The sequence below is a fragment of the Klebsiella sp. Ech2A genome (assembly GCF_030078455.1).
Lineage (GTDB): Bacteria > Pseudomonadota > Gammaproteobacteria > Enterobacterales > Enterobacteriaceae > Klebsiella > Klebsiella terrigena.
Genome location: NZ_JAQGFU010000023.1, coordinates 20557 through 40694, shown reverse-complemented (window position 1 = coordinate 40694; position 20138 = coordinate 20557). Strand labels below are relative to the sequence as shown.

General features: G+C 53.2%; 17 protein-coding genes. 8 read left to right on the top strand and 9 right to left on the bottom strand.

Annotated elements, in window-relative coordinates:
* Nucleotides 1-2497: hemagglutinin repeat-containing protein (locus PFH44_RS07680; protein ID WP_283824718.1), on the top strand; the 2497-nt coding region annotated here is incomplete at its 5' end.
* Between the two features lies 1 nt (nucleotide 2498).
* Complete coding sequence (locus tag PFH44_RS07675; RefSeq protein WP_283824717.1) at nucleotides 2499-2915, top strand: Imm63 family immunity protein; 417 nt, start codon at nucleotides 2499-2501, stop codon at nucleotides 2913-2915.
* Between the two features lie 549 nt (nucleotides 2916-3464).
* On the opposite strand, the gene PFH44_RS07670 is transcribed toward PFH44_RS07675, so the two are convergent.
* The 7 genes from PFH44_RS07670 to PFH44_RS07640 form a co-directional block, all read right to left on the bottom strand.
* Nucleotides 3465-3926 (bottom strand): SymE family type I addiction module toxin, encoded by a 462-nt coding sequence (locus tag PFH44_RS07670; RefSeq protein WP_283824716.1) that lies wholly within the window; start codon nucleotides 3924-3926, stop codon nucleotides 3465-3467.
* A gap of 851 nt (nucleotides 3927-4777) precedes the next feature.
* Nucleotides 4778-6292 (bottom strand): ABC transporter substrate-binding protein, encoded by a 1515-nt coding sequence (locus tag PFH44_RS07665; protein WP_045857290.1) that lies wholly within the window; start codon nucleotides 6290-6292, stop codon nucleotides 4778-4780.
* Complete coding sequence (locus tag PFH44_RS07660; RefSeq protein WP_045857288.1) at nucleotides 6273-7307, bottom strand: ABC transporter ATP-binding protein; 1035 nt, start codon at nucleotides 7305-7307, stop codon at nucleotides 6273-6275. The genes PFH44_RS07665 and PFH44_RS07660 overlap by 20 nt, the downstream gene beginning before the upstream one ends.
* Entirely contained in the window at nucleotides 7307-8287 is a 981-nt protein-coding gene (locus PFH44_RS07655) for an ABC transporter ATP-binding protein (protein ID WP_045857286.1), read from the bottom strand. Before PFH44_RS07655 ends, PFH44_RS07660 begins: the two co-directional genes overlap by 1 nt.
* The gene (locus PFH44_RS07650; RefSeq protein WP_283824715.1) at nucleotides 8284-9129 is read right to left on the bottom strand and encodes an ABC transporter permease; all 846 of its coding nucleotides are present in this window, start codon (nucleotides 9127-9129) and stop codon (nucleotides 8284-8286) included. Before PFH44_RS07650 ends, PFH44_RS07655 begins: the two co-directional genes overlap by 4 nt.
* Entirely contained in the window at nucleotides 9126-10064 is a 939-nt protein-coding gene (locus PFH44_RS07645) for an ABC transporter permease (RefSeq protein WP_283824714.1), read from the bottom strand. Before PFH44_RS07645 ends, PFH44_RS07650 begins: the two co-directional genes overlap by 4 nt.
* Nucleotides 10064-10963 carry a proline iminopeptidase-family hydrolase gene (locus PFH44_RS07640; RefSeq protein ID WP_045857280.1) on the bottom strand — a complete coding sequence of 300 codons (900 nt, stop codon included), beginning with the start codon at nucleotides 10961-10963 and terminating at the stop codon, nucleotides 10064-10066. The genes PFH44_RS07645 and PFH44_RS07640 overlap by 1 nt, the downstream gene beginning before the upstream one ends.
* 200 nt (nucleotides 10964-11163) lie before the next feature.
* Here PFH44_RS07640 and PFH44_RS07635 point away from each other — a divergent pair, with 200 nt between their 5' ends.
* Complete coding sequence (locus tag PFH44_RS07635; RefSeq protein WP_045857278.1) at nucleotides 11164-11916, top strand: helix-turn-helix transcriptional regulator; 753 nt, start codon at nucleotides 11164-11166, stop codon at nucleotides 11914-11916.
* Between the two features lie 84 nt (nucleotides 11917-12000).
* A complete protein-coding gene (locus tag PFH44_RS07630) occupies nucleotides 12001-12909 on the top strand; it encodes a proline iminopeptidase-family hydrolase (RefSeq protein WP_045857276.1) in 909 nt (302 codons plus the stop codon).
* 364 nt (nucleotides 12910-13273) lie between these two features.
* On the opposite strand, the gene PFH44_RS07625 is transcribed toward PFH44_RS07630, so the two are convergent.
* A complete protein-coding gene (locus PFH44_RS07625) occupies nucleotides 13274-14311 on the bottom strand; it encodes a S66 family peptidase (protein ID WP_283824713.1) in 1038 nt (345 codons plus the stop codon).
* A 389-nt stretch (nucleotides 14312-14700) separates the two neighbouring features.
* Here PFH44_RS07625 and PFH44_RS07620 point away from each other — a divergent pair, with 389 nt between their 5' ends.
* The 3 genes from PFH44_RS07620 (at nucleotide 14701) to PFH44_RS07610 (ending at nucleotide 17600) form a co-directional block, all read left to right on the top strand.
* The gene (locus PFH44_RS07620; protein ID WP_283824712.1) at nucleotides 14701-16443 is read left to right on the top strand and encodes an ABC transporter ATP-binding protein; all 1743 of its coding nucleotides are present in this window, start codon (nucleotides 14701-14703) and stop codon (nucleotides 16441-16443) included.
* 57 nt (nucleotides 16444-16500) lie between these two features.
* The gene (locus tag PFH44_RS07615; RefSeq protein WP_283824711.1) at nucleotides 16501-17046 is read left to right on the top strand and encodes a GNAT family N-acetyltransferase; all 546 of its coding nucleotides are present in this window, start codon (nucleotides 16501-16503) and stop codon (nucleotides 17044-17046) included.
* Nucleotides 17047-17195: 149 nt separating this feature from the next.
* Nucleotides 17196-17600, top strand: coding sequence for a nuclear transport factor 2 family protein (locus PFH44_RS07610; RefSeq protein WP_045857269.1), 405 nt, complete (start codon nucleotides 17196-17198; stop codon nucleotides 17598-17600).
* 252 nt (nucleotides 17601-17852) lie between these two features.
* Here the strand turns inward: PFH44_RS07610 and PFH44_RS07605 are convergent, their stop codons facing one another.
* A complete protein-coding gene (locus tag PFH44_RS07605; RefSeq protein WP_045857266.1) occupies nucleotides 17853-18809 on the bottom strand; it encodes an AraC family transcriptional regulator in 957 nt (318 codons plus the stop codon).
* Between the two features lie 102 nt (nucleotides 18810-18911).
* On the opposite strand from PFH44_RS07605, the gene PFH44_RS07600 reads away from it, so the two are divergent.
* On the top strand, nucleotides 18912-20138 hold the full coding sequence (locus PFH44_RS07600) for an MFS transporter (RefSeq protein ID WP_283824710.1): 1227 nt from the start codon (nucleotides 18912-18914) through the stop codon (nucleotides 20136-20138).

Below are 20138 nucleotides of genomic sequence, written 5' to 3'. Positions count from 1 at the left end.
GAACGCGGTCGGCAGCCAGCTGAAGGCGGGTAACGACGTGGCCCTCTCCGCCAGCCGCGACCTGAACCTGATCTCTGCTGAAAACACCTCGCTGCTTGAAGGCAAAAACGAAAGCAAAGGCGGCACGGTCGGCGTAGGGATCGGCGTGGGCTCCGGCGGCTGGGGGATCAGCGTCTCCGCCAGCGTCAACAAGGGCAAAGGCAGCGAAAGCGGCAACGGCACCACCCACAGCGAAACCACCGTCGATGCCGGCAACAGCCTCATCCTCAACAGCGGACGCGACACCACCCTCACCGGCGCCCAGGTCAGCGGCGACACGGTTATCGCCGATATCGGCCGCAACCTGACCCTCACCTCCGAGCAGGACAGCGACCGCTACGACTCCAGACAGCAGAACGCCAGCGCCGGGGGCAGCTTCACCTTCGGCTCAATGAGCGGCTCCGCCAGCGTCAACCTCAGCAAGGACAAGATGCACAGCAACTACGATTCCGTGGTGGAGCAGACGGGCATCTTTGCCGGCAAAGGCGGCTATGACATCACCGTCGGCGAGCATACCCGGCTGGATGGCGCGGTGATTGGCAGCACTGCCACCGCAGATAAAAACCGACTCGACACCGGCACGCTGGGCTGGGGCGATATCGACAACCGCGCCGATTTTAAAACCGAGCACCAGAGCGTCGGCTTCAGCAGCGGCGGCAGCATCGGCAGCCAGTTCGCCGGGAACATGGCCAACGGTCTGCTGACCGGCGGGAACAACGAAGGCCACGACAGCAGCACCACCCACGCGGCGGTGAGCGATGGCGACATCGTCGTACGGGATAAGGATAAACAACAGCAGGACGTGGCGAACCTCAGCCGCGACGTGGAGCATGCCAACCAGACCCTGTCGCCGATATTTGATAAGGAGAAGGAGCAGCAGCGCCTGCAGCAGACCCAGCTGATTGGCGAGATTGGCAACCAGGTGGCGGATATTGCGCGCACCGAGGGACAGATTAACGCCATCAACGCAGGTAAGGCCGAGCTGGCGAAGGAAAAGATCAACGAGCCGGAAAAAGGCGCCAGCAAGGAGGACTGGGTGCAATATAACGCTCAGCTGGCCGCCACCGACGGCTATAAGGCCGCGCAGCAGCAATGGGGTACCGGTTCAGCTATTCAGCAAGGTATCCAGGCAGCGACGGCAGCAGTCCAGGGGCTGGCTGGAGGTGACATGGCTAAAGCTCTGGCTGGCGGCTCGGCCCCCTATCTGGCAGAGGTGATCCATAATATGACCACCGATGCCACAGGAAAGGTGAACACAGAAGCCAATCTGATGGCGCATGCGGTACTGGGCGCGGTGATGTCGACAATTAATGGAAACACGGCGCTGGCTGGCGCATCCGGTGCGGTAATGGGAGAATATATTGCCCAGCAGATGTATCCGGGTGTAGATCGAAAAGACCTGACGGAAGAGCAGAGACAAACCATCAGCGCGTTAGGTACACTGGCAGCCGGACTTGCAGGCGGTATTGCCGGTAACAGTACGGCGGATGCAGTAGCTGGGGCACAGGCAGGTAAAAACGCGGTTGATAATAATGCGCTGTCAGCCACAGATGATAAGAAACGACAGGATGCGAAGTGGTCGCTGCCGTATCTGGAAGGGGATAAAAAACATCAGGCTGAGAAACTTATCAGCGACCTGAACGCCAAGGATAAGGCGTTCGATGCGAAGCTGGATGCAGCGTGCAAGGGGCTGTCATCAACCGCCTGCCAGGGAATGCGCCAAGAACTGACAGCGATGGCGAAAAGCTACGACGAGAAACTCGACGGCCAGTATGTCGGTAATATGGGTAATGTTTACAAGGAAGGTAAAGGTCAGGTTGACGCCCTGATGTGGCAGTATGCCAGCGCGGATGCAAAAGCCGAGCGTGAAGCTAACGTTAATCGTATTGCTGAAAACTGGGGGGTGAGTAAGGAAACGGCTGCTAATCTGTACGATGGTATGGCGGTTGTACACACCACGGCGGCGATAGGTGGTGCGGTATACGGGATGATGGAAAAACCGACAGGAGTAGATACTGCCAAACCGTCCAAACCAACTGCCGGAAGAACACCAGAGCCAAATAGAATTGCTGCTGATGAAGAAGCCTCAGGATGGTCGCAATACGACCATTACCGTAATGGAAAAGGTGACTGGAACTGGCCTACAAAGTTAGGTTTTGCTGAGGAACCAGTTCAGGCAACGCTCCCTGTGGGAACGCGTCTTGACAGATATGGTAAAACTAATGGCTCATTCCTATCACCGCAGGGGACTCCACAGGAACAACGTGCTTTAGCTCCGGGCTCGTTAGCGGAACAGTATCATCAATATGAGGTTCTCAAACCATTGCCCGTTATCCAGGGAAAAATAGCGCCTGCTTTTGGTGAACCTGGCGGAGGTATTCAGATCCTGCCTGATATGAAGGAGCGAGTAGATGTGCAGTGGTTATTAGATAACAAATACATTCGGAAGGTTAATTAAGATGTTAACAAATATTAACGATCTTCAGAAACAGGTCGATATGCTGGTTGCAAAAATCGATTTTCCCGCCCAGTCGATCATTCTTCATACTTCACCTGTCGGTGATGGTACACCCTACATTTCTTTTGAGAACGGAAAATATAATTATATCTGTTCCGAGAGAGGTTATGAGTTTTCCAGAAAGGTGACTTCATCTATAGATGAGCTACTTTATTGGATAATCTATGATTTTGTACACGCGGTTGCAGTGGATTATGAACTCTCTAACCGAATTCCAGGAAAAGACAGTCGACGCATATATTTTCATAAGATTATAGAGCTTATGCACATGATAAATGAAAGTTGGGGGCTAAAAGCGCAGAGTCATCTTGATGAGATACTTATTAACAGCCCTTATGAAGACAGTCTTTATCCCTGAACTTACATTTTAAACAACAACATTCCCTCTTCTAGCGGGAATGTTGTTGAGAATAATGTGCTGGCCTCCCGGGATTTGAGTGATTGCCGGACAATGTCAGCGGAAGCCTGTGGTAAAGCCAAAGAATTAAGCCAGAAGGTCTCTCGATAAGGATCTGCCTTCTGTTGAAGATATGCGCGATAAGCTATACAAAAGAGTTATTAAATAAACCAGTGCAGAAAAATACATCTAAACAAGATAACGAAGGTGAAAAATGATTTCATATATCAAACTATTAATTTACTCTTGCATTTTCTGCATATTGGTCTGTTTTATTTTAGGCGCTGGAGCTTCATTCATCGTATATATTAAAAACGGTTACTTTTTGATCCCCGAAGGACAGATAAAACGGGCAATTGTTTTTGGATGCATTGCAGGGGTGGCTATTACGTTAGCAACTATAGTGTTTAATTTAATAGATAAATACAACTCGCGAAAATCGCCTCCTTCAGATCCTGAGTGATCTTCACAAAAAACCCGGCCGCCTGAGCCGGGATTTTACTTTAAAATTCAGTCACGGCTTCGCTTCAGGCAATCATAGCGGGGCTTCTCCCGCCGGATGACCGGCAGGTCACCGGTATCGTTAAGCGCACCGGGGAACGTCTTGATCCACAAGTCCATTTTCTTCTTGCTGAAATGAGCCGCGCTTAGCCCTTCGGCACAACCGAACAGCTCCCGGCTGTTCTGGGCGGTGATCACAATGCAATCTGGCATCACTCTGATTTTTACCGGCATACCCGGTGTAAATCCGGCCTGCGAAAGCCAGTCACCCTGGAGCGGGATATAGTCATGCCGCATACGGTCATAAAACTCCGTGCGGCTAAGCGGTTGTGATGACTCCGTTGTGGATCTATTCTGCAAGTGCTTAACGGATTTTTTACGTAACAGCTCGCAATTTTTACCACTCGTTTCTGATTCATCAGAATCTATTTTGGCAATAGCACTTTCTGGCTTAAAATTCTGCTCAGCCATATTCAACTCCTGCTTAGTTGTCTGTGGTTAGCGGTAAGAAGGTGTTCCACCACCTCCTTACCGCGCTATTTAATAATCTTTCTACCTATTCCATCCTTCCGTTATGACAAACGAAAATTTTTTCTGCCTTCATTATATCGCACTGAATAAAAACACAGTATATATTGAATAGACATTATTGATTATTGCGAAGTGGATTCAGGAAATAATATAACTTCATGTAACGTTGCATTATTAATAAAAGTACGCAATTTTTCTGCATCAGTAGCGGTATTGACGGTATCTCTCCCCAGCCCTCCGCCAAGAATGCTGGACAGTAAAATCCCCAGGATATGGTGCGTCAGACGGTCCAGACAACGGGGTGAACGGCAACACCAAGTGCAGCTATGAGCGAACAATTGTAAAGTTGCTGGCATAACCCACCCTCGAATTACAGGCGTAAGCGGGAATTAAATCAAGTTCTCACTTTGTGTCCTTTTAGCAAATTAACCATGATAACTTCACTCATCAACTGTATATACACAGTTATATTACCCTTATACTCGCCCTTAAAGGCTGTCAATAAATGGGACCCGCTCGTATTTAGTTGCGAAGAGAGTATTTTTTTGCAGTACAGAAGGTGCCCCGCAAGCGTAAAACAGGACGCAGAAGCCAGTCCGCCGAAGCCCGGTCCAGCCGGCTGCTGTGTGATAGGTTCTGTCCCCATCCTGCTAAGCCAAGCCTACTGATAATGCGTGAGGAGCTGCTGTGTGTGGTTGGAGTGAGCTCGTCGAGGGTTTCCCGGGGAAGCAGGCTGTCCGAAAAGGTGAAAAAAAGCGCCGGTCGTCGAGATCAACCGGCGCAAAGAGGCATTATTTTTTGACGGTATCTTCCAGGAAGAAGCGCCCCAGCGGATTTTGGTAAAAACCGTCGATATTCTTGCGGCTGACGTTGCGGTACGGGCTGTAATACAGATCAACCCAGTTTACGTCGGCTTTGGCCATTTTTTGCAGGTCGATATACATCTGCTCGCGCTTTTCACTGTCCATTTCGACGCGCGCCGCGGCCACGAGCGCTTTAACCTGCTCGTTATGATAGCGGGTCATATAGTTCATATTGGCATCATGACCAAGCACAAAGGTGGTTTTCTGGTCAGGGTCAAGAATATCGTTCGTCCAGTACATCACCGAAATATCGTAATCCCCGGCTACCAGCATATCCCAGCTCTGGCTCGGGTCGACTTTTTGTAAATTCACCGTCACCCCGACTTTCGCCAGCTGCTGCTGGAGCAAAATTGCGATTTGCTCATCCACTTCATCCCCGGCGTTAACCACATAGTTCAGCTTCAGATCGGCCGCCCCCGCCGCTTTCAGCATCTCTTTGGCCTTTTGCGGATCGTATGGCCTGCGAAGATTGTCCGCGTAGTGGTAAAGCGCCCCGGCGGGAATGTAGGAGTTCGCCACCTGACCATACCCAAAGGTCACGGTCTTCACGATAGCGTCTTTATCAATCGCAAAGTCCAGCGCCTGACGCACTTCCACCTTGCCCAGCGCGCCGTGAGAATGGTTGATCAGCAGATGGTCTTCCCGAGTGGAAGGATCCAGTTCAACCTTCAGATTGGCATCTTTTTGTAACGATGCAATGCGCGAGAAAGGCACGGTCAGCGCGGCGTCAAGCTCACCGGCCTGCACTTTCAGCATTCGGGTATTATCATCCGGAATGGTTAACCACTCCACGCCGTCCAGGCTGACGTTCTTCGCCTGCCAGAAGTTCGGGTTCTTAACCAACACGATTTTTTCGCCACGCAGCCACTCTTTAACGCTGAACGCGCCGGAACCTACCGGTTTTTCGGCAAAGGCCTCTTCACCTTCCGCCTTCATAGCCTGCTGTGAAACCACCGAGGCGTTCGGCAATGCCAGCTGCGATAAGAATGGCGCTGAGGGCGATTTCAGCGTGACCACCAGGGTGCGCGGGTCCGTGGCTTCAGCTTTAGCGATAATGCTGTAGGAATCGCGCCACAGCGAACCTTGATCATCGCGGATACGCAACAGGCTAAACGCCGCATCGCTGGCGGTCAGCGGTGTGCCGTCAGAGAATTTGGTATCGCGAATTTTAAAGGTGTAGACCTTGCCGTCCGGGGAAATCGTCCAGCTCTCTGCCACGCCAGGCTCCAGCTTAGTCCCGGTTTTATCCACCCGTACCAGCGGATCGAAGACGTTGGAAAAAACCCAGTTGTCGGCATTTTGCGCCGATTTTATCGGGTCAAAAGTGGTGCTGTCCTCCCGACGGCCAATGGTCAATACACCTGCCGCCTGCGCTATTTCGCTCACCACGCTGAGCGTCAGAAAAACGCTCGCCGCCAGTAATTTAACATGCCTGTGCTTCATCAATAGATCCCCCTATCAAAGGAAAAACGGTCTCATCGCCTTCGTGGTTCAATACGCAGGCATAAGCGTGGTCGGCAATCTGCCGGGTTGGTGGTGGTTCGCCGGTGCGGCACTGCACCTGCGCATAAGGGCAGCGCGGATGAAATGCACAACCTGGTGGAACAGCGACGGGGCTGGGCGGCTCGCCCGCCAGCAAATTTTTTGGTAGCGGTTTATCCGGGTCAATTTCCGGGATCGCGGATACCAGCGCGGCAGTATAGGGATGCAGTGGTCGGGTAAAGACCGCTTCCGTAGGCCCCTCCTCCACGATCCGCCCGAGATACATCACCGCGACGCGATCGCAGAGCCGACGCACAATCGCCAGGTCGTGAGCAATAAACAGAATCGCCAGCCCCATCTTCTCCCGCAGCTCCATCAATAAATTCACGATCTGCCCCTGAATAGATACGTCCAACGCCGCGACACACTCATCTGCCACAATCAGCCGCGGCTCGATGGCCAGCGCTCTGGCAATACCGGCGCGCTGACACTGACCACCGCTAAGCTGAGACGGTTTCGCGCTGGCCTGCTGCGTACGCAGACCAACCAGGGTGAGCAGTTCCGCTACCCGCTGAGCAACTTGCGCGCGCGGTACCTTCTGATGAACGCGCAGTACCTCCGCAATACTTTCTCCCACGGTCTGTCGCGGATTTAATGACGCAAAAGGATCCTGGAAAATCATCGCGCTTTGCTGGCGCAGACGGGCGATATCGCTGGTTAAGCCATGCGTAATACGCTGACCTTCGAACCGCACCTCTCCGGCAGCAACCCGTTCGAGCTGCAACAGCGCCCGTCCAAGGGTGCTTTTACCGCTGCCGGACTCGCCGACCAGGCCCAACGTCTCGCCGGGATAAATTTGTATCGTGACCTGGTTAACCGCTTGTACCACTTTTTTCGCTTGCCAAAGCCCGCCGGAAACCGGAAAGGTGACGGAAAGGTTATCTGCCTCAAGCAGCGGCCAGTTAGGGTGAGCCATTATCCCTCCCGCCGGATAAGCGTCGGCAATATGTGATGGCAGGCTGCCGCGTGGCTGTGGCTATCCAGCCCGTAGCGCAGCAACGGCTGGTCCAGGCAGGTCTCATCGGCGCGTCGACAGCGCGGATGAAAACGGCAGCCCGATGGAAAGTGGTCGGCAACCGGCGGCTGGCCGTCGATGGTCGTCAACCTCCCCTGCCCGCCTTCGCTGACCGGCTGACAATCAATAAGTCCGCGAGTGTATGGGTGCAACGGCCCGGCCAGTACTTCTCTCTTACCGCCCACCTCGCACAGTCGGCCGCCGTACATCACCGCAATCCGGTCACAGGTTTGCGCCACCACGCCGAGATCGTGAGTGATCATAATGACCGCCAGCCCCAGCTCAGCGCGCAGGTCGCTCAGCAGGCGCAAAATCTGCATCTGCACGGTCACGTCCAGCGCGGTCGTCGGTTCATCGGCAATCAACAGCGTGGGCTCCGGTGCGAGGGCGACAGCAATCATCGCTCGCTGACGCATGCCGCCGGAGAATTCATGCGGATAGTTATTGAGCCGATTCTGCGGGTCCGGGACCCCCACTTGTCGCAGCAGCGCCAGCGCATCCTCCCGCGCCTGACGACGGTTAGCGCCAAAATGGAGGCGGCGGCTTTCTGCAATCTGTTCTCCTATAGTCATCACCGGATTCAAGTGGCTGGAGGGGTTCTGGAAAATCATGCCGATTTCTCGTCCGCGCACCGCCGACATTTGCCCTTCGCTCAGGGACAAAATATCGCGGCCTCCCAGCAGAACTTCGCCGCCAGTAATCCGCAGTCCGGCCCCCGGCAACAGTCGCATCAGCGCCCGGCAGGTTACGGTTTTTCCCGACCCGCTCTCGCCGACCAGCCCGAGCATCTCACCGGCTTCGAGACTGAATGAGACGTTATCTACCAGCGCGATATCTTCACCACGCGTGACCGTCAGGTGATTAACCTTCAACAAACTCATACGCGCTCCCCTAACTTATCCCCCAGCCCATCGGCCAGCAGGCTGAATCCCATTGCCAACAGCACGATGGCGATCCCCGGAAAGGTGGTTATCCACCACGCGGTGGTGATAAAGCTCTGCCCTTCGGCAACCATCACGCCCCATTCAGCGGTTGGAGGCTGCACGCCGAGCCCGAGATAGCTCACAGAGGCCCCGTTTAGCAGCACCAGTACGCAGTCGGACATCGAAAAAACGATCGCGCCGGTTAGCGCATTCGGCAGCAGATGGCGGAACAAAATGCGCAGGTGTCCATAGCCCAGGCTGCGGGCAGCCAGAATAAAATCTCGCTGTTTCAGCGTCAGTACCTGAGCGCGCACCAGCCTGGCGTAGGAGACCCAGCCCACTATCGCCATCGCAATATAAAAGCTGCTCAGCCCCGGCCCGAGGATGGCAATAATCGCCAGCATCAGTACCAGAAACGGAAAAGCCAGCACAATATCAATCACCCGCATCACCAGCGCATCCACGACGCCGCCAGAATAGCCGGAGAGCGCACCCAGCGTGGTACCGAGCACAAAGGGGAACAGGACCCCCAGTATGCAAATTTGCAGATCGACCCGCGCACCCCATAGCACCCGGGAAAAGACATCGCGACCAAAGTTGTCAGTACCGAACGGGTGCGCGCCGCTCGGCGACAGCAGGCTGGAGGACGCGTCCTGAGCAATCGGATCAAACGGCGCAATCCACGGTGCCAGGCAGGCCACCAACAGCCACAATCCGACAATGGCCAGCCCGGCATATAGCGCCTGCTGGCGCGGAATAATCCGCTGACGCAGACGGGAAAACGTTGCCGTCACCTTCATAGTTTTATCCTCGGATCGAGAGCCACGGTCAGGATGTCCGCAAGCAGGCTGACCACCACGGTGGCAAGGGCAAAGACCATGACCACGCCCTGAACCACCATGTAGTCGCGGCTAAAAATCGCCTTTACCAGCAGTTGCCCGAGGCCAGGGATGGCAAACACGCTTTCGATAACTACAGTACTGCCGATTAACCAGCCGATATTCACCGCCAGCAGATTGATGGTTGGCACCAGCGAATTGGGCAGCACATGTCGCCAGAAGATGCGTCTTTCCCGCTGCCCGCGCGCCCGTGCCGCCACGACATAGTCACTATTCATCTCCACCAGCAGGCTGGCGCGCAGGTTACGAATCAATACCGCTGAAAGCGCCAGCGCCACGGTCAGGCACGGCAGAACCATATGGCGTAACTGGTCTAAAAAATCGCTGCCGTAGCCGGAAACCGGAAACCAGCCAAGCACGATGCTGAACAGCAGAATCAGCATGATACCGAGCCAGAACGCCGGAAACCCCAGCCCGGCGGTGGTAAAAAGACGAATCAGCCGATCGGCGAGACGTCCACGCTGGCGTGCGGCAATCGCCGCTAGTGGCACCGTCAAGGCAATGGCCAACAGGACGCTGCCCAGTACCAGCCACAGCGTTGGTTCAAGACGCGAACCAATCAGCTTCAGAGTATCCACGCGATACACAATCGACTTCCCCAGCTCTCCTTGCAGCAGGTTGCGTAGAAAATAGCCGTACTGCACCCATAGCGGCTCATCGAGACCAAACTGCGCGCGGATGCGGGCCAGCGCCGCCGGAGTGCTGCGGACCCCCAGCAGAATGCGCGCCGGATCGCCGGGGATCGCCCGCACCATCATGAAGGTGATCAAGCTGATGCCGAGCAGAACCGGCAGCAGCTGCAGCGGGCGAAAAAGCAGAAAGCGGTAACGATGCATCAACATCCTCCCGTATCGCGCTGACGCGCCAGAAAATCGAGCAGAACCGGGTAGTAAGCCTGTGGCTCTTCGTAAAACGGCATATGGCTGCTATTGGCAAAAACTGCTATTTCGGCATTCGCCAGTCCCTGCTTCATTTTCAGGGCGCAGGCGGGCGTCAGTTCATCATGCTGCCCGGTGACTATCAGGCACGGCACGCGGATTGAAGCCAGTTCCGCGCTGCGGTTCCACGCTTTTAAATTACCGGTATAGAGGAATTCGTTCGGCCCCTGCATTGTGATGTACGGCCCCGTATTCCAGTCCTCAAGCGATCGCTTAACCGGTTCGGGCCACACATCAAGGCGGCAGACGTGACGATAATTAAGCAGGGTAATCGCCGCCTGATAGGCCGGGTGATCCAGCCAGTCCAGCGCTTCATAGCGCTGCATCATGGCGACGGTTTCTGGTCCCAGCGCACCGCGCAGGCGGTTCAGTTCCTGCACCAGATGCGGCATATCGGCGACGGTGTTTTCCAGAATCAACGAGCGAATTGCGCCAGGATGGTGCAATGCCACTTCAATCGCCAGCCATCCGCCCCACGAATGACCAAGCAGATGCACCTTACCGAGTCCCAGCGCCTGGCGGACGGTTTCCACTTCACGTACGTAGCGCGCCATGGTCCACAGGCTGGCGTCATCCGGCCGGTCGGATTTCCCGGTTCCCAGTTGATCAAAGGCAATCACCCGGTAGCCGTGCTGTTTCAGGCAGGAGTGAGCCTCACGCAAATAGTCGCTGGGTAGCCCAGGTCCGCCGTTGAGGCAGAGGACGGTCTCATCGCCGTCGCCAAATTGATAAGCCACGACGTTATAACCATCCACAGCAATGTTATGGCACTGATCGGGCGCTACTTCGCTCCACATGGTGTGTTCCTCGTCGTCGATGCTGCTGGTGTGTCGTTGCCTTAACGCTAACGACAACGTCGGAAGCTGAACAGTTAGCAAAAATACTAGTTTTGCGCTGCGCCGTAACGGCACCGGAATTGCATGCCTCAGAGCGAGCTATTGACGGTTTTGCACAAATCGTGCCCGTCGCAGGTCTCGTTTAACGTAAAGGGGGTTATATGCGACTGGAGTTTGAACGCCCCGGCAGCACCCGGGCAACCAGCCTCGATGACGCATTCAGTGGGCTTTTCCAGCACACCCGGACGCTGGGATTCGACGCGGTTATTTACGACTACACGCCGGTCCCGCGTTCGCTGGAGGGGGAGCTGATTACGCCATCGCTGCTGAAAACGTGCAATGTACCGGAGGATATGCGCCAGCTATGGTGCGAGCGAGGATATTACCAGGTTGATCCGGTACAACACTGTGCGCTGGAGAGCTGCGCGCCCTTCGTCTGGTCCTATCAACGGCCGGACAGAAGCATGCTGCGCGGCAGGCTCGACGATCACGCTACCGCAGTCACCGACTATATGCGTGAACACAATATGCCCTGTGGAGCAACGGTTCCCCTGCATCTCCCCAACGGCGGATTCGTGACTCTCACCGGCATCCATACCGGCCAGCGTCAGGAACGGGAAATCAGCGCGACCCTCGCGCAGCTGATGCTGATTGCCCACCAGTTCCAGGAGTCAGCCTTTCCGCTATTCGATAGCACCATGCTGACCTGTCTCCACGTGAAGCTAAGCAATCGTGAACGCGAATGTCTGGCGTGGTCTGCTGAAGGGCTCACCGCCAAAGAGATCGCCCGTAAACTGCACCGCTCGGTGGCGACGGTGACGTTGCACCTGAATACCGCAGCCAGAAAACTGGGCGCCAGCAATCGCGTACAGGCGGTGGTACGCGCTCTGCATTACCGTCTGCTCGACAGCTAAGAACTAGCATTTTTGCTAGTGTTCAGCGTTGGTTGTGACCCTTTACCCTGAAAGCCGGTCCACTTAGCAGGGTAAAGATCATTCATGTACACCATTAGCGAAGGCTACGCCCCGTTTCGGGAATACCAAACCTGGTTTCGTATTTGTGGCGACATCCATAGTGGCCTGACGCCGCTGGTCATTGCCCACGGCGGGCCGGGATGTACGCACGATTATGTCGATGCGTTCCGTGATATCGCCCTCAGCGGGCGAGCGGTGATCCACTACGATCAGCTAGGCAACGGCCGCTCAACTCATCTACCGCAGCAGCCTGCCGACTTCTGGCAACCGGCACTGTTCCTCAACGAACTGGATAACCTGCTGCGGTATCTCGACATTGCCGATAATTACGCCCTACTGGGTCAATCGTGGGGCGGCATGCTAGGCGCAGAACATGCTGTGACCCAGCCAACGGGCTTAAAAGCGCTGATTATCGCCAACTCTCCGGCCTCAATGGCGCTGTGGCTGCAGGGCGCAGCAGAACTCCGCGCACAGCTCCCAGCCGATGTCCAGAAGACGCTGCTGGCACATGAGGCGGCGGGTACGCTGGACAGCGCTGAATATAAGGCAGCAAGCGCGGTATTTTATCAACGCCACGTCTGTCGGCTTGATCCCTGGCCGCCGGAAGTCCAGCGCACCTTTGATGCTATGGATGCCGATCCAACGGTCTACCACGCGATGAATGGCCCTACCGAATTCCACGTCATCGGCAGTATGAAAGAGTGGACGATTATCGACCGCCTCGCGCAAATTCAGATTCCGGTGCTGCTGATTTCCGGGCGCTACGATGAAGCCACACCGGAAGTGGTACAGCCCTTTATGGATCATATCCTCGGCGCGCGGTGGGTCATTTTTGAAGCCTCAAGCCATATGCCGCACGTGGAAGAGCGCGATCTATGCATGAAGACGGTGAGTGATTTTTTAAGCAGTGCGATTGTAAGCATCACGCGTTAAAAAAACGGATAAGCTGATTGAAACCGAGTTTGTACTCGATATGCGCATTGAAGATGGTCTTATTACCCGTTTTCGCATGTTCGAGGATAGCCAGGCAGTTTACGAAGCCTGTCTTTGATTTGTAGATATATTTGTTCCCTTCAGACATCCATTCAAACGAGCGTGCAGCGAACTTTTTCGTTATTGAGAGTTCGCTGACTTAATAGCGTATTCAATATTGGCCTGACCCTTATTGAACTATACCTGCTCACATCCGCTCCGGGTACGAAGCGGATGTGAGTGCTGTTGGTCCGCTGAGAGCGAGGAGCGGACATTAAGTGCAAAAGAACAGCAAGGCCCGCCTTCATTCTTACTACTGGCTTATCTACAACTGTTGAATTATTGAGCTACCGTTCTCTGCGAAAAATATCGTCGCATGGGCTCCATTTACCAGAGATATTTGAGGGGGCACGTGACCAATATCAACATCATACAGTACAGGCACAGCAACATCCTCAAAAGCGGCTTTAAGGGCATCCAAATAATTATGTTTAGTCGGGTCGCTTATGTCAGGTGCAGCACTTCTACCTATAAGAACACCATTTAAGTTATCAAACCAACCCTGTAGTCGTAAGCTGAACAATGCGCGTGTTAATTCACAGGGAGCCATTTCAACGTTTTCAAAGTAGAGAACTATTCCTTGAGCGCTATTACTCGCCTTGAAAAAAGGTAAATCCCCAAATGGCGTACCTGCTAATCTCGATATTATTTCAAGACAGCCGCCAATCAGTTTTCCACTAAAGGTGAGAGAAGATGTAACACCATTGAGGCGTTTCCACTGTGTTTTTTGGGTCAAATTGAAACCTTGGTCTGACGCTGTTCCCCATTGATTTTCCTCAACCTGGAATTCTGTCGAGGAGTACTGTTTGATCACGGTTCCCCGATTCGATTCCAGAATATCCCATACAGCCTGAGTGGTGTCGTCTAGCTCTTGTGCGCCAAGATCCATTAGGTTTGGTCCATGCAGAGTAGCCCAGCCCGAAATTGTCGTCAGTGGAAAATGAAGTGTACTAAGATCAGAAAACCCCACAAACCATTTTGGTTCAGAGCGAGCTAACAGATTGAAATCAATCAACTCTAATAATTCCATAGCCAGATCACCACCCCAAGGGGGCATTACAGCTTTGATGTCTGGGTCAGTAAGATAAGACATTAATTCTTCAGCGCGAGAAAGCTTAGTGGAACTTTTATTTTTGTGCTGCGAGCGTAAGCAGCTTCCTTCGCGCACCTGGAAGCCTTTTTTCTTAAGGTTTGCGATGGCGAGTTCCAACCTGGGGTGAAGGTGCTCAGGTACACCGGAAGATGGGGCTGTTACACCAATGACATCCCCGGGAACCAGCCTGGGGGGAAAGATTACATTCATGTATAAACCCTTTTCAAAACATGTGGAAATCCATAATCCATAATTAAAGCTTGTATGTAAAATCAACAGCCGTATCCTCTGTCATTGCCCCGGTAAACTATGACAAAGAGGTAACATTGACTTTAAAATTTAACGACAACAAGACGTTAGTCAGTAGCCAATATCGCGCAAACTGACCCCGGTTTGTGGGGCGTGCGATATTTCAGGCGTGGATAGACGCAAAACGGCAGCGCTAAGATATATGGCTTCTGCTACGGATGAGCAGCGGAGGTTCTGTCGCAACCCATTTCCCTACTCAATAAACTCATTAATGCAATTGACATCCATTCTCATCTATTATTATCCGCACATCGCACGATCCATGGCAGCTGCAACAAGGGAGGTCGTCAGTGCTACTGGCTATCAGGTACGTCTTTGCTTCATGTCCACTCCGTATTACCGCGCTCATCGCCGTTGTATTGCTTCAGGGGCTGATACCGGCCCTCAACGTCTTTATGACCGGCCAGATCATCAATACGCTGCATGCAGCGCAAACCACCGACGGCGAGCTAATGCTGAACGTCGCAGTTTGGTGTGTCTCACTCCTCGGCATGCAGCTGATGCAGCCCCTGGTCAATCTTGTTCAGGGAGATGTCACCGAGATTTCGACCAATTACTTCAGCGCTAAGATCATGCGCCGCATGAATGACTCCTTTTCCCTGAGCCTGTTTGATAACAAGGCGCGTTACGAGCAGCTGGAATATTTGAAAAAAGAAGCCGCCTACCGGCCGCTTAATTTCATCATCTGTATCATTTACGTCATCCGGGCAATCATCATGGCCGGCAGTTTACTGCTGGTTCTGCTCAACTATTCAGGAGCAGGAGCGGCCATTTGCGCGCTCTCCGCCATACCGATGATCGTTATCAATATACGTATTCAGCAGAGATACGTGCGGGACCTATTCCTCACCTCTAAAGATGCGATTGCCATGCGCTACGTATATGGCGTCAGTATGGACAAAAGTTTTTTGCAGGAGATCCGGCTGTACGGCCTTGGAAAATATCTGCTGAATAAATTTAGCGTATCTGCCCGTCATACCTACTCACGCATGCACAAACAGCGCATTCGCGCGCTCATCGCGCCCGTGCCAGCCATGGTGCTGAGCCTGGGGATGCTGTTCGGCGGAGTAACGCTGTTTTTAAGCAACTTGCGCACCAGCGATATTGCCGTGGGCGCGCTGGTGATGGTGTTCCAGTCCATTGTGATGATGAAATCGCACCTCGACGAGATAGCCAACTATGGTTCGAATCTCGTCAGCATGAGCAGTTTTTTCACTCACTATCATTCGTTTATGACGGATAAGATCGAACCGGTGAAAAACGGCCATCTTACCCTACCCGCCGAAACGCCTTTTGCGCTCAGCATTCAAAACCTCCGGTTTCAGTATGAGGGACGTAATCATCCCGCTCTGGATGGAGTTAACCTTGAAATTGCCCCCGGCGAAAAGGTCGCTATTCTCGGCGATAACGGCAGTGGAAAAACAACGCTGGTTAAAATGATTCTGCGCATGTACGCCTTCAGTGAGGGGGCGGTGTCGGTGTCAGGCGTGCCGATCGACAGGCTGGATATTGAAAGCTATCGGAATCAGATCGCCACCGTGTTCCAGGATTACGGAAAATATGAGTTCACGGTGGGCGAAAACATTGCCCTGAATAATTACGACGCTGAAACCCCGTCACTCACGGTTGATGAATTGCTGAAACAGGTAGGGTTCCCGTATGACCAGCACACCCGGCTGGGCAAGCAGTTCGGCGGCGATGAGCTCTCCACGGGACAGTGGCAACGGCTGGCGATTGCGCGAGCTCTATACCGCAAGGCCAGTTTGTTTATTTTTGATGAGTTCTCTTCGTCGCTCGATCCCGAAACCGAGCATCGGCTATTTAATGATATTCTCGCCCTCAACACGACGGTCCTCGCCGTGACGCACAGGCTAGGCAATATCAAAGAATTCGACCGAATTATCGTGATGTCTGCCGGGAAGGTCATCGAAAATGGCGACTTCGCCGCGCTAATGAGCCAACGAGGAAAGTTTTACGACATGTGGCATGCGCAGTTTAAATCGGTGATGGCTTCGCAACCACAGTGCATTTAAATCAACCTGCGGCGCCATCGGAGCCAATACGTTGAAATCAGCAATCTGGAGGTAAGTTTGCAGCTTGAAACCAGGCGTTTATGTCTTAGACCGGTAGTTGCATCAGATGTAGCCGACCTATTCAGGATATATGGCGATCCTGCCACAAACCAATTCAATCCGGCTGGACCTTATCCAGATATTCAACATGCGCAGGCGGTTTTGAATCGATGGATAGACCATTGGGTCGCCAATGGTTTTGGTAACTGGGCAATATCCCTTCTCGACAGTCCAGAAGATATCATTGGCTTCGGTGGGTTGAGCATCCTCAGCTATGCCGATAACCCATTCAATAATCTGGGATATCGGTTTGCAACTGAAGCGTGGGGAAAAGGACTGGCGACGGAGTTTGCTGAATATGCCGTAAGGTATGGGTTTGAGGTAATTAAACTTGCAGAAGTTAATGCTGTTGTAAGAGCAAACCATTTGGCATCGCAAAAGGTTCTGCAAAAGGCAGGCCTGAGCTACATCAGAGATATAGATGATGTCAAAGACGCCCCACCAAGCATGCTATATGCGCTTCGTTTTGATGACTGGCATATAAGTAAAAGCATGCAAGGTTGATAAACCAGAAGATCGTATTGTGAATGCAGCCATAAGAATGAGTCACTTGCCAACTGCTCTCAACTGCATCCCTTAACGGCACTGCAGGATAAGGTGATTTTTAAGACAATCAATTAATCTAAAGCCCCTTAACTACGGATTGACAAGCTATGACAATTCAAACACCGCAGGCAGTAACGGAAGCTTTTTTTCATCGTATAGCCACAGCAGAAAATGTTAATGAAATAGCTGAACTGGTTAGTGAAAATGTAGACTGGCTGGTCGCTGGAAATACTCAGGTAGTACCCTGGATTGGCCGCAAACACGGCAGAAAGGGTGTAGCCGAATTCTATGCGCAAATCCGGGCACAGATTTCATCAGAACATTTTGAAATCAAAGATATCCTTATCAAAGATAAGCATGTAGTGGCTACCGGTGAGCTTGCATCACGCGTTAAAAAAACGGATAAGCTGATTGAAACCGAGTTTGTACTCGATATGCACATTGAAGATGGTCTTATTACCCGTTTTCGCATGTTCGAGGATAGCTACGCAGTTTCCGAAGCATGCATTTGATTTGTAGATATATTTGTTCCCTTCAGACACCCATTCAAACGAGCGTGCAGCGAACTTTTTCGTTATTGAGAGTTCGCTGACTTAATAGCGTATTCAATATTGGCCTACCCCTTGTTCTGTCATACCTGCTCGCATCCGAGTACTGTTGGTCAGCTGAGAGCGAGGAGCTGACGTCAGACCTGAAAAATTGTCATTTACCTCTGATTCCGCTTTCAGCGCTGTTTTGACCGCAATTATCAGATGGCCGACAGATTATCGAATCATGCGCATGGCCCCGGGAGACTTGCCCGTCACGCGTTTAAAGGCCCGGCTAAAGGCTGCTTGCGAGGAGTATCCCAGCCGTTGCGATGCGACGTCGACGGTGATTTTCTCTGACGACAACCAGCGAACAGCCAGGTACATCCGCACTTCAGTTGCATACCGCAGCGGTGGTATGCCGATCGTTGCCTGAAACCGCTCTGCGAATGCAGATCGGGAGATATGCGATTCGGCAGCGAGTTCAGCCACGCTCCAGTCCCGGTTCGGTTCGCGGTGAATCGCCAGGATGGCGCGAGCCAGGCGCGGATCACGCAGGGCTGCCGCCAGTCCAGGGCTATTATCGCAACCGCTTTCCACCCAGCCTCTGATAAACATTGCGGCAACCACATCAGCCAGCCTGGCGAGAATGCCAGCATAGCCTACGCGTCCGGAACATATCTCACTCTTCATCGCATCAAGTATATGCATAAGCCCCGGCCAGTTCGTGCCATTCGCATCGGCAAGCATGATTTCAGGCATCACACCTGCCAGCCTTTGCATGCTCCCCAAATCGATCTCCATACAACCAAAAAACAGGATGGCACCTGGCGTTTCCTGGGTACTGGGACAGGTATCAAGCCCACTCACATTTTCATCCAGGGGGGCCGCCTCAAAATCATCGATATCCAGCACGTCAACGGCGGTTGCCGACAACAGCTGGTGCTCGCCTCCGCGCGGAATAAATACCGCCTCCCCGGCCGAAAGCGCAAGACAATTGCCATTTGCTGTTTGAAGCACCACATCCCCCACGGCGACATAGTGCAGGTATGTATGACCGGGCCGACTGGTGAATTTCAAACCAAAAGTATGGCCTGTCTGAATTCGGCGATACTGCACGCCTTTAAGCCGCAGACCGGATAGCAGTTCGCTGATGAGTGTAGATGAGAGTGCGAAGGAGGATGACTCTGACATATTCGGGTTTTGGGTTAAAAAAAGAGGTTTTTAGAGCATAGATCATCCAGGCCCGGTTGCATAGACTTCGATTTTTCATACAATTTGTCAGGAAAAGCAGTGATGACTAATGAAGCGTGTGTAACAGCCTGTAAAGCTGAATTGAACAACGATAAACCCGCCTGGCGGGCGGTATTTTCATTGACCTTGGGGGTTTTTGGCTTGCTGACCGCTGAGTATCTGCCTGCAAGTTTATTAACTCCATTGGCGCAGGATTTAGACGTATCGGAATCGATGGCCGGTCAGGCCGTTACGGTTACGGCGATAATAGCATTATTTGCCGGACTACTGGTGCCTCGATTAACGCGCATGCTGGACAGGCGTACCGTACTGCTCAGCTTCACTGTGCTGATGATCGTTTCAAACCTGATGGTGGCATTTGCGTGGAACATTGGAATGCTGCTGACAATGCGGGTGCTGTTGGGGATTGCGCTGGGTGGATTCTGGAGCATGGCGGCGGCGGTTACGATGCGACTGGTGCCGGAGACGCTGGTTCCGCGCGCGCTGTCGATTATTTTTAGTGGCATAGCGGTAGGCACTGTTGTTGCTGTACCGCTGGGTAGCTATCTGGGCGGGCTGTTTGGCTGGCGTAGCGCCTTTCTTGCCGCCGCCGGAGTTGGGGCGATCACGTTAATTTTTCAGTGGTTCACGCTGCCCGGCATGGCGCCAATTGTTCGTAGCAAAACATCATCGGTATACGTCCTGCTACAGCGGCCAGGTGTTGCTTTGGGCATGCTTGGCTGCGTGCTGGCACACACCGGGCAGTATGCGCTTTTTACATATATACGACCTGCGCTGGAAGGCCTCGCTCATATTGAAGGTGATGAGCTGGCGCTAATGTTGCTCGGATTTGGACTTGCCAACTTTTTCGGGACGCTGTCGGCAGGCTGGTTGATGGAACGCAGCCTGCGCCTGACGCTCATCGTCATGCCCGTTCTGGTGGGGGTCGCGGCGCTGGGCATGATCACAATTCCGATATCGATAGTCGGGCTGGCGATACTGGTCATGCTATGGGGATTGGCATTTGGGGGCGTGCCGGTGGCGTGGTCAAACTGGGTTACGCGCACTCTGCCAGATGAGGCAGAGAGTGCAGGAGGCATGGTGGTCGCGGCAGTTCAGTCCTCAATTGCCGCAGGTGCCGCAGTAGGTGGTCTGGTATATGGCTTCAGCGGCATAACTGGTGTATTCATTACTGCAGGATTGATTATGCTAAGTGCCGCGCTCGTTATTGCATCCCGAGTCAGAGTTCCTTCACTAACTGAAAGCTCTTCCAGCAGATCATTTCACTGA

Excerpts from the sequence above, each read along its gene's own strand:
- PFH44_RS07675 (WP_283824717.1), top strand. The coding sequence starts at position 2,499 with ATGTTAACAAATATTAACGATCTTCAGAAACAGGTCGATATGCTGGTT.
- PFH44_RS07670 (WP_283824716.1), bottom strand. The coding sequence starts at position 3,926 with ATGGCTGAGCAGAATTTTAAGCCAGAAAGTGCTATTGCCAAAATAGAT.
- PFH44_RS07665 (WP_045857290.1), bottom strand. The coding sequence starts at position 6,292 with ATGAAGCACAGGCATGTTAAATTACTGGCGGCGAGCGTTTTTCTGACG.
- PFH44_RS07660 (WP_045857288.1), bottom strand. The coding sequence starts at position 7,307 with ATGGCTCACCCTAACTGGCCGCTGCTTGAGGCAGATAACCTTTCCGTC.
- PFH44_RS07655 (WP_045857286.1), bottom strand. The coding sequence starts at position 8,287 with ATGAGTTTGTTGAAGGTTAATCACCTGACGGTCACGCGTGGTGAAGAT.
- PFH44_RS07650 (WP_283824715.1), bottom strand. The coding sequence starts at position 9,129 with ATGAAGGTGACGGCAACGTTTTCCCGTCTGCGTCAGCGGATTATTCCG.
- PFH44_RS07645 (WP_283824714.1), bottom strand. The coding sequence starts at position 10,064 with ATGCATCGTTACCGCTTTCTGCTTTTTCGCCCGCTGCAGCTGCTGCCG.
- PFH44_RS07640 (WP_045857280.1), bottom strand. The coding sequence starts at position 10,963 with ATGTGGAGCGAAGTAGCGCCCGATCAGTGCCATAACATTGCTGTGGAT.
- PFH44_RS07635 (WP_045857278.1), top strand. The coding sequence starts at position 11,164 with ATGCGACTGGAGTTTGAACGCCCCGGCAGCACCCGGGCAACCAGCCTC.
- PFH44_RS07630 (WP_045857276.1), top strand. The coding sequence starts at position 12,001 with ATGTACACCATTAGCGAAGGCTACGCCCCGTTTCGGGAATACCAAACC.
- PFH44_RS07625 (WP_283824713.1), bottom strand. The coding sequence starts at position 14,311 with ATGAATGTAATCTTTCCCCCCAGGCTGGTTCCCGGGGATGTCATTGGT.
- PFH44_RS07610 (WP_045857269.1), top strand. The coding sequence starts at position 17,196 with ATGACAATTCAAACACCGCAGGCAGTAACGGAAGCTTTTTTTCATCGT.
- PFH44_RS07605 (WP_045857266.1), bottom strand. The coding sequence starts at position 18,809 with ATGTCAGAGTCATCCTCCTTCGCACTCTCATCTACACTCATCAGCGAA.
- PFH44_RS07600 (WP_283824710.1), top strand. The coding sequence starts at position 18,912 with ATGACTAATGAAGCGTGTGTAACAGCCTGTAAAGCTGAATTGAACAAC.